This is a genomic window from Paenibacillus thiaminolyticus (assembly GCF_007066085.1).
Lineage (GTDB): Bacteria > Bacillota > Bacilli > Paenibacillales > Paenibacillaceae > Paenibacillus_B > Paenibacillus_B thiaminolyticus.
On the sequence record NZ_CP041405.1, the window covers coordinates 2,557,383 to 2,569,433 of the forward strand.

General features: G+C 54.1%; 9 protein-coding genes. 2 read left to right on the forward strand and 7 right to left on the reverse strand.

Going from position 1 to position 12,051, the window contains the following annotated elements; translation table 11 throughout:
* Positions 1–283: 283 nt before the first annotated feature.
* From FLT43_RS11515 to FLT43_RS11525, 3 genes are all read right to left on the reverse strand, one after another.
* Positions 284–2,488 (reverse strand): methyl-accepting chemotaxis protein, encoded by a 2,205-nt coding sequence (locus FLT43_RS11515; protein WP_422732035.1) that lies wholly within the window; start codon positions 2,486–2,488, stop codon positions 284–286.
* 377 nt (positions 2,489–2,865) lie between these two features.
* Positions 2,866–4,359 (reverse strand): potassium/proton antiporter, encoded by a 1,494-nt coding sequence (locus tag FLT43_RS11520; RefSeq protein ID WP_087444776.1) that lies wholly within the window; start codon positions 4,357–4,359, stop codon positions 2,866–2,868.
* A 177-nt stretch (positions 4,360–4,536) separates the two neighbouring features.
* Entirely contained in the window at positions 4,537–6,432 is a 1,896-nt protein-coding gene (locus FLT43_RS11525) for a heavy metal translocating P-type ATPase (RefSeq protein ID WP_087444775.1), read from the reverse strand.
* A gap of 322 nt (positions 6,433–6,754) precedes the next feature.
* Here FLT43_RS11525 and FLT43_RS11530 point away from each other — a divergent pair, with 322 nt between their 5' ends.
* Positions 6,755–8,092 (forward strand): Nramp family divalent metal transporter, encoded by a 1,338-nt coding sequence (locus FLT43_RS11530; protein ID WP_087444774.1) that lies wholly within the window; start codon positions 6,755–6,757, stop codon positions 8,090–8,092.
* 60 nt (positions 8,093–8,152) lie between these two features.
* On the opposite strand, the gene FLT43_RS11535 is transcribed toward FLT43_RS11530, so the two are convergent.
* The 4 genes from FLT43_RS11535 to FLT43_RS11550 all read right to left on the reverse strand — a co-directional run bounded on the left by FLT43_RS11535 (position 8,153) and on the right by FLT43_RS11550 (position 11,480).
* Positions 8,153–8,395 (reverse strand): hypothetical protein, encoded by a 243-nt coding sequence (locus tag FLT43_RS11535; protein ID WP_087444773.1) that lies wholly within the window; start codon positions 8,393–8,395, stop codon positions 8,153–8,155.
* A 25-nt stretch (positions 8,396–8,420) separates the two neighbouring features.
* Positions 8,421–9,725, reverse strand: coding sequence for a DUF4097 family beta strand repeat-containing protein (locus FLT43_RS11540; RefSeq protein ID WP_087444772.1), 1,305 nt, complete (start codon positions 9,723–9,725; stop codon positions 8,421–8,423).
* Positions 9,715–10,038, reverse strand: coding sequence for a PadR family transcriptional regulator (locus tag FLT43_RS11545; protein ID WP_087444771.1), 324 nt, complete (start codon positions 10,036–10,038; stop codon positions 9,715–9,717). Before FLT43_RS11545 ends, FLT43_RS11540 begins: the two co-directional genes overlap by 11 nt.
* 188 nt (positions 10,039–10,226) lie before the next feature.
* Positions 10,227–11,480, reverse strand: coding sequence for an MFS transporter (locus FLT43_RS11550; RefSeq protein ID WP_244194370.1), 1,254 nt, complete (start codon positions 11,478–11,480; stop codon positions 10,227–10,229).
* A 265-nt stretch (positions 11,481–11,745) separates the two neighbouring features.
* Here FLT43_RS11550 and FLT43_RS11555 point away from each other — a divergent pair, with 265 nt between their 5' ends.
* A complete protein-coding gene (locus tag FLT43_RS11555) occupies positions 11,746–11,958 on the forward strand; it encodes a Ni2+-binding GTPase (RefSeq protein WP_087444769.1) in 213 nt (70 codons plus the stop codon).
* The last annotated feature ends 93 nt before the right edge of the window (positions 11,959–12,051 follow it).

Below are 12,051 nucleotides of genomic sequence, written 5' to 3' on the forward strand. Positions count from 1 at the left end.
CCTTCCGGGTACGGATCCGCAGAACGCAAAAAAGCACCGCCATCAAGCAGGACATGCGCTGCATGTCCCATCTGCTTGATGACGGTGCTTCCGTACCAACGTTCATGTGAAGTTATTCCTAACATACCATAATCTTGATGCCGTTGCAACTGACTATTCTCAATTTTGGAATTAAAAATGAGCCCAAAGCGTCAGGCCGCTATTCCGCTTAATAATAGAGCATGCCCGCGTCCTTGCTCCAAGGATGCGGGTGGCTGCTGGTGCGATCAGCACCGGTATATACTTAATACTTGAACTGAGAGAGCGTGTCCTTCAGGTTGGAGGATACCTCCTCCAGCTCCTGAGACAGCTCGACCAAGCGGTTGGAGATGTTCAACTGCTCGGTGCTAAGCGACGCTACCTCTTCCGAAGTAGCCGAAGCCTCTTCGGCAACGGCGCTTACGTTGCTCATCGCTTCGACGAGAATCGATTGCGCCTCGTTCAGGCGGTTGATCGAACCGGTTACATTGCCAAGATGCTCGATCATGCCGCCCATCTGCTGTTGAACCGTGCCGAAAATGGCATCCGTCTCTTGCACCGCTTCGGCTTGCTTCTGGAATATCGGGAACGCGGCAGACAGCGCTGCTACCGTCTCGGTAATCTCCGTCTCAATCCGCTCCGTAATCTGCCCGACGACATCGATCGATTGGCGCGATTGATCGGCGAGATTCCGTATCTCGTCGGCTACCACCATGAAGCCTTTGCCGGCGGCTCCCGCTCGCGCCGCTTCGATGGTCGCGTTCAAAGACAGAATATTCGTCTGCTTGGTCATGTTATGAATCATTTCCAATACTTTGCGAATCGACTGCGTGCTCTCGCTTAATTGCTTGATCCGTTCTGCCAGCGAACGCATCATATCTCCCGTCGATTCCGTTCTGGTCAGGAGCGAGGTCATGTTGGATGCGCCCAATTCGCTGGATTCGGCAACCGCTTGGGCAGATGTATCCATTTGCTCATTCGCATCGACCACATGCTGCATATGAGAAGCCATGTTATGGGTCAAATCATGCCCGCGCTCGGCCTCGACAGCCAGCGAGGTCGCTCCCTTGGCGATCTCTTCGGTCGCCACGGCAATCTCTTTGGCCGAGGTAGCCGTCGAACGGGAAGCTTCCGACAGGGAAGTCGCCGTGTCCAATACGGAACGCGCGCTCGCCTCGGTGCTCTGAACGAGCGACGTAATCTGCTCCATCATCGTATTGAAGCCGGCAGACAACTGCCCGATTTCATCTTTGGTCTTGACGTCGGACCGAACGGCCAGATTTCCTTGCGCCCCTTCATTCATCAGCTTGAGCAGCTTCACTATCGGCGTTGCCACCCACTGAACGACCAGTCCGCCAATAATAATCGCGAGCAGCAAGGCTCCACCCATGGACAAGAAGGTAACCATGAGAATCGTACTAGCGTCCTTGGTCAGCTCCGTCACCGGCACGGCACCGACAAGCGTCCAGCCATTCACTTTGATCTGATCATAGACAAGCATCATCTTGCCATCCTGATCGGAAGACACAATGGAGCTTCCGCTCAGGCTCTTCTGCCCTTCTTCCTTGACCGGCTGAAGCCATTCGGCAGCAGCTTGAGTCAGCAGCTCGTCGTTCGGAGCGTGGATATATTGCCCGTTCGAATTCAAAATTTGAATACTGGATCCGTCACCGATATGAATGTCCCGCAACGAATTTTTCAGCGTGCGCTGCTTGATTTCCAAATAAATAATAAAGTTCGCCTCGCCCGAGTTCAGATCCCGCATCGGTCTCGCAATCCCGAATGTCGGCTCCGCAGCATCGCTCAACCCGCCCATTTGCGTGCTGACCCATATCGATTGTCCGCTGCTGCTCTTCGCCTCCTGGAACCAGTCGGAATCCCACACCTTGTCCAGACCGCGGCGAACGCCCATGGCGGCGATGACCAGATCGGTCTTCTCCTTCGGAATCAAGTATATGTTCTCGATCTGATCATTGCTCATGCTATAGGTCTGCAGCGTCTTCGAAATGCTGTCAATCCCCTGGATCATATCATAAGTGCCATCTTTGAGCCCTTTCAGCTTCGCCACTTGGGTCTTCAAGTTCGGATCGAACATAATCTGCATCGTCATATTGTTGAACTGCGTCAGCTGCAGGTCCAGCTTCTGGGATGCTTGAATCATTGTCTGATAGCTGGATTCCGCCGAGCGATCCTCGATCGCATTCTTCGCTACCGAATAAGCGAACATCCCGACGACGAATACGAAAATGCAAATGTTGATAACAAAGACCAGGAACAGCTTCGCCCCGACCGAGCGAGTCGGATTTTTGAACACGGAGGAAGAGACCATCCGAACGGTCTCCTTCACTGAATTCACAAAAGCGCGCTCTTTCCGCTGTCCCGATTTAGCTTTGGGCGCTTTTTCTTTAGGCGCTTTTGACCCTGATGTCCTATTTTTGTCTTTCTGTTGCTTCTCCTTCAATTGTTTCATCTCCTTGTCACAGTTGCGTTCTTAGCTGCGAATACGGCGATAGCGATATCTCCGTTCGTGGCGATATTCAGATATTCATTCGAGACAAGCTCTGCGACTATGGTGCTCGCGAACCATATGGGGAGCGGTAAGCCTGTTCATGCCGCAGTTCCGCTGGTTGCCGTCCGGCTGCGCAAAGCACTGTCATGGTAAATGAGGGCACATAATAATAGTATCGGATCGTAGGTCCTATTTCACAATAGGAACAGGGAAAATTTCTCTGAGAATGTAACACGCCCCTGGAAATCAGCAAAAAAAAGACCGCATACCTACGATCTTGCCGCAAATATCGGTCTATAGTTGCTTTTTTGTTGATGTATGCCGAATCCTGTCTCTTACTATGGTACCTCTGCGTCCGCTTCCCGCTTCCGGTCGGAGCAGCATGCCTCCCTGACCGGCTCGGTGAACATGCTGCGCACCGTATCCAGATTTTTTTTGGCCACGAGCATATAAGCGACATCGCCGGCCTGCAAGCGGGTATGCCCCCGGGGGGCAAGCATTTCCTCCCCGCGCACAATGGCGGTAATCAGCGTATCTTCCGGTAGTTCCAGCTGCTGCAGCGTGCAATTCTCGACACAGGTTCCCGGTTCGATTGACTTTTTGACCATATCCAGATTCGTCTTCCCGACCGATACCAATTCAAGCCCTTGCGATATTCCCGCAGACGGGTCTCCGGCTAACCCCAGCCTCCTCGCCAGAGGCGAGATGGTCGCTCCCTGCACCAACGCCGAGGTGAGGACGATAAAGAAGATGACATTGAAAAATAATTGCCCTTGCTCCAGCCCCGCAATCATCGGGTAGGTGGCGAGAACAATGGGCACGGCGCCCTTCAATCCCGCCCAGGCAATAAGCGTCTGCTCGCGGAGCGAGAAGCGCCCGAACAGCAAGCTCACCGCTACCCCTAGCGGACGGGCGATCAGCATCAAAATCAACGACAATAGGATGGCCTGCCACATCACTTCAACCAGTTCCCCGGGAAAGACGAGAAGCCCTAGCAAAATGAACATCAAAATCTGCATCATCCAGGCGAATCCTTCATTGAAGCGGCTAATCGTGAAGCGGTATTGCAAATCGGCGTTGCCCAGCACCAGCGCCATGACGTAGACGGCCAGGAACCCGCTGCCATGCAGCATCGCGGCTCCGCTGTACGTCACGATGGCAAGTCCGATCGACAATACCGGATACAGTCCGGAGGTGTCCAGATGGATGCGGTTAACGATCTGAATCGCCAGCCAGCCGACGCCCAGCCCGAATACAAGTCCGAACCCCATTTCCCACAGGAACGACAGGAACATAGAAAACAGATTCGCATCCGGCACTTGAATCCATTCAATGAATGACACAGTGAGGAACAACGCCATCGGATCGTTCGTACCCGATTCCGCCTCCAATGTCGAGGACAGCTTGCGCCTCACCCGTTGGCTACCCATGACCGCGAACACGGCCGCCGCGTCAGTGGAACCGACGATAGCGCCGATGAGCAGGCCTTCCTTCCAGGAAATATCGAGAATATAGGCCGCGCACAAGCCGAACACCAAGGCTGTGACGACTACGCCGAACGTAGCAAGCGAGACGGCTGCGCCGACAACGGGCCGCATTTGCTTCCATCTTGTCTGCATCCCGCCTTCGAACAGAATTACAATCAGCGCCATGATTCCGAATAACTGCGTCAGCTTCGTGTTGTCGAAGTAGATGAACCGGTTCATAATCATGCCGACGGCAATGAACAGCACGAGCGAAGGAAGATTAAAACGATTCGAAAACTTGGCACTGACGACTCCGGTCAGCAGCAAAATGCCGAGCAAAAATATAATGGTGTCGGTCGTCCACAATGTTGCTCACCTCCGCTGACACCGTATTGTCCGACTACAATACTAGGATACCCAACGGAAACGCGAATAAGCCGGAGACTGCTTGCGCAGCTCCGGCTCTTCGGCTTATTATCTGTATGCTATATGAAATAATTCATTTCATAATATACCTACGAACCAGATAACGGCGGATAGCTCTTACGATCGAAGCAGACGCAATCCGTTCAGAATGACGAGAATTGTGCTGCCTTCATGCCCGACGACGCCTAGAGGAAGCGGTATGCCGAACAAGAAGTTGGCGGAGATAAGGCCTACGATCACGGCACCGGCAAAAATAATATTCTGCTTCACGATAGTCTGAGTGCGTCTGCCAAGCGAAATGGCATGCTCGATATTGCTCAGATCATCATTCATCAGCACCAAATCTGCGGTCTCCAGCGCCGCATCGCTGCCGGCGGCTCCCATCGCAATACCGACATTGGCCGCGGCAAGCGCGGGCGCATCGTTGACGCCGTCCCCTACCATCGCTACCGCTCCATACTCCGACTTCAGCTTTTTGACGATCGTTAATTTGTCCTCCGGCATTAATTCGGCATATACAAGGTCGATTCCGGCTTCCGCCGCAATCGCATGGGCCGTCAACTCCTGGTCCCCCGTAAGCATTGCCACCTGAATACCGTTCTCCTTCAAACGCCGGACAATGGCCGGCGTCTCCGGACGAATCCGATCCTGGAGTGCGATCAAGCCGACGACGGCGCCGTCCCGCTCAACCGCAATAACGGTCTTGCCTTCATTCTGAAGCTCGGCCATCCGAGCAAGAACCTCCGCATCCGTCTCGTTCACAATGAAGGACGGCTTGCCAATGCGCCAGCGCACGCCTTCCATCTCTGCCTCGATTCCAAGTCCCGACCGGGCTTGGAAATCTGTCGGCCGGGCCCAAGCGGATTCGCTGCCGGATGCCCGCTCGCGCTCCGCTTCCAGCACGATTGCTTTGGCAATTGGGTGGGTCGACAGCGACTCCAGCGCGGCTGCCGCCTGAAGCAGATCCGAGGCCTGCAGTTCGCCGTGCGGTTCCAGGTCGGTTACCGTCAATCGGCCTTGCGTCAACGTTCCGGTCTTGTCGAACGCGATCACCTGCACCCTCGAGATATGATCGAGATAAGCGCCGCCCTTGAACAACAATCCTTTGCGGGCGCTGTTCGATATCGCCGACAAGGTAGCCGGCATAATGGACGCGACAAGCGCGCAAGGAGAGGCGACGACCAGGAACACCATTGACCGGTAGAACGCAGCCTCCCACGTCTCTCCAAGAAGGATCGGCGGGATGGAGATCAGCAGCAGAGTGACCAGAATAATAACCCGCGCATATATCCGCTCGAACTTCTCAATGAAGCGCTGCGATTTCGGCATCTCGCTCTGCGCTTCCTGGACAAGCCGAATAATTTTGGAGAAGAGCGACGATTCGCTGGATTGAGTGACTTCTATATAAAGCGCTCCTTGGCCGTTCACCGTGCCTGCGAATAATTCATCGCCAGGGCCTTTGTCAACCGGCACGCTCTCCCCGGTAATCGAAGCTTGATCGACCGCCGACGTTCCTTCCTGCACGAGCCCGTCAGCCGGAATGCGCTCCCCTGGCTTGACCAGGACCGTCTCGCCGACTTGCAGCTGTTCTACCGGAACAATAACTTCCTGCCCGTCCCTTAGGACGATGGCCTGCTCCGGCTTCAAATCCATCAAGGCGGAAATGTCGCGCGAGCTCCGATTCATTGTGAATGTCTCCAGCGCCCCGCTCAAAGCGAAGATGAAGATGAGAACTGCGCCTTCCGACCAATACCCGATGCTGGCAGCGCCCAAGGCTGCGGCTATCATTAACAGGTTGACATCCAGATCCTTATCCCGAATGAGCGTAACCAGCCCATCCTTGAGCTTCAGCCACCCTCCCATTACATAGGAGAGCGCATAGAACACAATCGCTAGCGTCTCCGAGGCATAGCCGGCGATGAACGCCAGCGCGATAAAGCAGGCGCTTCCGGCCGCCGCCAGCGCCTCGCCGTATTTATCCATCCATTCTGTGAATGATTGCTTCTTATTCATTCTTCACACACCCTCTTCATTGATAATGACTATCGTTGTTATTCCCCTTAAAATGCGACATGCTGTTCCCTGTCAGGGAACAGCATGGTATTGAGAATGAGATTAGTTTTCACTGGGGTCATTTTTTTTGAAGAGAGGCAATACTTCAATTTTTATTATAATACTCTTTTGGCGAAAAGTGAATCCCTGCCGCGCAAGAAACGAGCTGTCTCTGATACATGCCGCCTGTCAGGGTAATAATATCACATAAATATGAAGGGAAAACAGGAAGCCGCGCGGCCTCGCCATATAGAGTGGTGTCATTAAGGAAGGGGGAGTTGAGATGGGCAAGAGAACGAAATCCTCCGGCAGCGGATGGCGCCATGAGCGAAATGAGCCAACGCTGGCCGAATCCTATAAATCGATGCCCGTGCCGGCCAAAGGATCCCGGTTCCGCAAATTTTTAGCGTTTGTCGGGCCCGGGTATATGGTTGCCGTCGGTTATATGGACCCTGGCAACTGGGCGACTGATATTGCGGGAGGCTCCCGCTTCAATTATACGCTGCTCTCCGTCGTGCTGATCTCCAATCTGATGGCAGTGCTGCTGCAATCGTTGTCCGCGCGGCTCGGCATCGCGACCGGACGGGATTTGGCGCAAGCTTGCCATGATCATTACAGCAAGCCGGTGAATTTCGCCCTGTGGATATTATGCGAGCTGGCCATCGCCGCCTGTGATCTGGCCGAAATTATCGGCTCCGCGATCGCGCTTAAGCTGCTGTTCGGCCTGCCGCTGTTGATCGGGGTCATCATTACCTCTCTCGATATATTTATCGTATTGCTGCTCCAGCATAAAGGCTTTCGCTACATCGAATCCATCGTCGTCACGTTATTTCTTATTATTATGGCGTGCTTCGGCGTCGAGTTGTTCCTGTCCCGGCCGGATATTCGCGAGGTCGCGCAAGGCTTCATTCCAAGCCCGGAGATTATCCGGAATCCGGAGATGCTCTATCTTGCCCTTGGCATATTGGGAGCTACCGTCATGCCGCATAACTTGTACCTGCATTCCTCGATCGTGCAAACGCGCAACTTTGAAGACTCGCTTGCAGGCAAGAAGCAGGCGATCCGCTTCGCCACGCTCGATTCGACGATCGCCTTGATGCTGGCTATGTTCGTCAACGCCGCAATTCTCATGCTGGCCGCTTCGACGTTCTACCGGACCGGTCATACCGAGATCGCGGAGATCGAAGATGCGTATCAAATGCTTGCGCCGCTCCTGGGCACGGGGATGGCCAGCATCCTGTTCGCCGTCGCTCTGCTCGCATCCGGCCAGAATTCGACCTTGACGGGCACGCTGGCCGGCCAGATCGTGATGGAGGGCTTCTTGAACATTCGCTTGAAGCCATGGGTTCGGCGTCTCATTACCCGGCTGATCGCGATTATTCCCGCGGTAGCGGTCATCGCCATCTATGGGGAAAAGAGCACGGGCGAGCTGCTCATTCTCAGCCAAGTCATCTTGTCGCTGCAATTGTCGTTCGCCGTCTTTCCGTTAATTCGCTTTACCGGAGACCAGCGCAAGATGGGCCACTTCGCCAGTCCGCACTGGATGCAGGCCCTCGCCTGGATTGCCGGAACGATCATCGCCGTGTTGAATCTGTATCTGCTGGTCACTACGCTGGCATAGAAAGAAAGGCCGGTGTCCTGTCCCGCGAGGGAAGTACCGGCCTTATAGGATATGATATTATTATCTTAACGCGAACCATCGGCGCTGGCGGCTGCCGCTCATAATTATCTCGGCCGCGCGCAGCCTTACGTCGTCCCGCTCCGAACTCAGCAGCTCATTCAGAACATGAAGCGCTCTCTCCCTTACTTCCTCGGCTGTCAATCTTCCCGCCATAAAGGTTCGCCACAAACGGCTCTGCTCTGCCTCCCGTGCCGCTTCCAACTGTAACTGTTCACAATGCTTGTACGAACTGAAATAGTCCACTTCTCCTCGTCCTCCTTCTGCTGATTCATATCGACGCTACGGAAATCGATCCTACCTTCGTCGCCAATTGAACTTTAGGGCCGTTCTCCCCGAGCTGTCCGCGGAACCGGCTTGTCTGGGCTTGTCCATCCGGGAATTGAGGAAGACGGACCGATACCGATCCAAGCACGGTGGACGCCTCCAGCTCCAGCTCCTGCAGTTCGGATGGGACGAGAAGCCGGACGTTCCCTGACTTATTCTCGAGCGCGGCTTGACGAGTCCCGGAAGCGAGCTCGCATTCGACTTCCCCGCTCTTGGCCATAACGGTCAATGAACCGCATACGTTCCTCGCCGAGATGCTGCCGGAAGCCACGTCAATGTGAACGTCGGCATCGATGGATGCCAGCTCCAAATCGCCGGAGGCCGCCGTAAATGTCCAGGTAGCGCCCTGCCCTTCCACGATATGCATATCGCCGGACAGCACCTCGGCACGCAACGCTTGCGCCGCCAACCGATCCAGTTCAATATCCCCGGACACCGCCCTCAACGCGAACTCGTCCGCCTGCAGATTAAATATCCGCACATCGCCCGACAGCGTATGCAGGTCGGCCTTGACGCATGTGCAATCATGCAGTTCGGCATCACCCGATTTCATCCGTGCTGTTATATGTCCGCATGTGCTGTCACGAATCGTGAGATCGCCCGATTTCAGATCCGCTTCAAAGCGCTCTGCCCGAATCTGCCGTACCTCTGCATCGCCGGATCCGCATGCCAACTCCACCGCGCCCCCGAACGAGGCAGGGATTCGAACCTGAAGATCGCCGCTTACCGAAGAGAAAAACCGCTTCATCCCGCTGCGCCGAAGCTGGACGGTCAGACGATAGACATCGCCTTCTCTCGCTTCCCGCACATCGAATTGGCCGGCATCGAATGAGTCAAAATGATAAAATATGTCTTCGCCGTCATGAGTATCGAGATGCACATCGACAACATCCGTCTCCAGCCGGATAAGCCGGAGTGGAGAATCCATTCTGGATCCGAGCGGTGCTGTGAAGGTGCTATGCGCTAAAGCACTGCGATCCGAAGCGGCATGCGGTTCGGCTTCCTTTTCCGCTGCAGGGGGCTCCTGGACGCTCGGAAGCTCCAATCCATACTGGGCCAGTATCTCGCGGGCAATCGCCTGTTCGCTTCCCAGCGAACGGAAGATCTCTTCCTCGGATCTTCCCGCCTCGTAAGCCTCCTGAAAATGAGACTCGAAATCGGACATAATCTCCCGCCGCTCCGATTCTTGAACCGCTCCCAACAATTGCTCCAGCCGTATCAAAAACTGCTGTTTACGATCACTCAACATTCATAACCTCCTTAATTATATCGTCTACGCCTTGCGAGAACAGAGTCCACTCCTTCACCATATCCCGCATATACGCCTCTCCCGAATCGGTGAGCTTATAGTACTTGCGGGGCGGACCTTCCGATGATTCCTTCAAATAAGTCGAGCAATGCCCTTCCTGGGTCAATCGGCGCAGCAACGGATACATCGTGCCTTCCGCAACCTGGAATTTCTCTGAAATCCGGTTCACCAGTTCATAGCCGTAACGATCCTTCTCATAGGTGAGAACGAGGACGCACAATTCCAGCACGCCTTTCTTGAATTGCGTATTCACGCCCCAGCCAACCTCCCCTCAACGTAATATGGGATCCATCAAATAAGAGTACAACTTTAGTTGAGTACATCGTAACATACGCTACTGTATATTGCAAGGTACCTTTCCAAACACAAATCTTGGTGATGCAAAAAAAACGGAAGCCCAGGCTAAATGCCCAGACTTCCGCTATTATGTTTGTCAGGTTGTTAGATAGAAGCTGCTTCTGTCCGCTCCCTCCGCCGTTCCAGCCGATCTGCCGCGGCGAAGCCGCCTGCCGCGATCGCCAACACCGCCCCCATTACGAGGAAGAGCGCTTTATTGCCCCACTGGCTGTAAATATACGCCCCGATAATGCTGCCTGTCATCGTCGCGCCAATACTGAGCGCCACCTGCATCACCGCCTGCCCGCTGGCCCGGAACTGATCCGGTATCAGGTCCATCATGTACTCGGCAAGATAGACGAAGAACAGCGCAATGCCGATTCCCTGAACCGCCTGCATGAACAGAATCAGAGGCAGCCAATCGGTAACGTAGATGACGAGCGCCCGAATGCCGAGAATGACGGCAGACCAGGCCAGCATCGTCAACGGACGGAACTGTCGGCCCGCACGGCCTAAATACAGAAAAATAATGACTTCCGTTGCTGCCGGGAGCATCCAGCCAAGTCCGATATGGAAGGACGTCCCGTTCAACTCCCGAATGAGGAAGCTGAAATATTGATCATTAAATATTAAGGTCATGTTGTACGTAATGAGCACCGCGATGAACAAAAGGAAGCGCCGGGTGAACACGTATTTCCAAAATTGGGACATGTTCGCCGCTTCCGTACGCGAGGGCGTTCCATGCTCTACAGTTCCTTCCCGGTCGTCCGCCCCCGGACGACGGGGATCGCGGATCATCAGCAGCACGCCTCCGGTTGCGGCCAGCAGAGCCATCATAATCCATCCCATGGCAGCATGCCCCGGCAGACGGCCGAGCAGCCAGCCAATAATAAGCGCGGACACCGCGAACCCGGCCGCGCCGAAGCCGCGAATGACCGCATAGGAGTCTCCAAGTCTCCGGGAAGCCAGCATCGCCATCCCGTCCGTCAAGGTCATCATAGGCACCCACAGAAATTGGAACAGGAAAATCAAACCCATCACGGTCCAAGGATCCGTGACGTGAAAGACAAAGTAAAGTACGGCTATCAAAGCGAGGATCAGCCCTAAAATCAACGGCTTCATCCGCGCGAATTTGTCGCTCACATACCCGAACAGATAGTTGCCAACCACGCCGATAATCGGCATAATCGCGTTCTGCATCCCATACATCGCGTCGGTGTATCCGATATCGCGGTAAAAGAGCGGAAAGAACGAAGAAAATACCGCTCCCGGCGTAAATATCATAAACATGTACAGATACATGCGGCGGATTTGCGACTGGCGCATATGCATGGCATCTTGGACGGTTCGGGTCGTCATCGTTTTGCCGCCTTCGCCGCTGCGATAGTGGAAAGTGATGCAGTACAGCATCGGTGGAATCGGCTCTCGTCTAGTATATTCATGGTGATAGGATCCCTTCTGCGATTAAATTGGCAACCATCATTGTATCACAAACAGAAGATGAATACGGCCAACTTTTTTATATCCTTCTTTTGGCTTGTATCCATCTGTTCTATAATAGAATAAGAGTGAAATGGAAGAGCAACTATGAAGCCATAGAAGCAGAAGAAAGAAGGCAAATTCAATGAGTAAGGAAACATCCATTCAAGCGTTCGCGGAGAGAATAAAAGCTCTGGAAGGCGGAGTAAGCGAAGAAGCTGGCCAATTGCTCGATGAGATGCTGCACCGGATGGAGACATTGACGCGCGAGAACGAACGGCTCCGCAAGTCTGCGCTGGCTGCGGCCCGCAGCCGTTCAGGCATGTCCACGAAGCTGAAGGACGCGCTGTATGAGTAAGGGTGATATTTCAGTACGTATTTTGAAAAATCTGAGCCTGTTCTATAATGATATGGAGTTGCATTATCCCTGAATGACAGCACAATTCCGCCC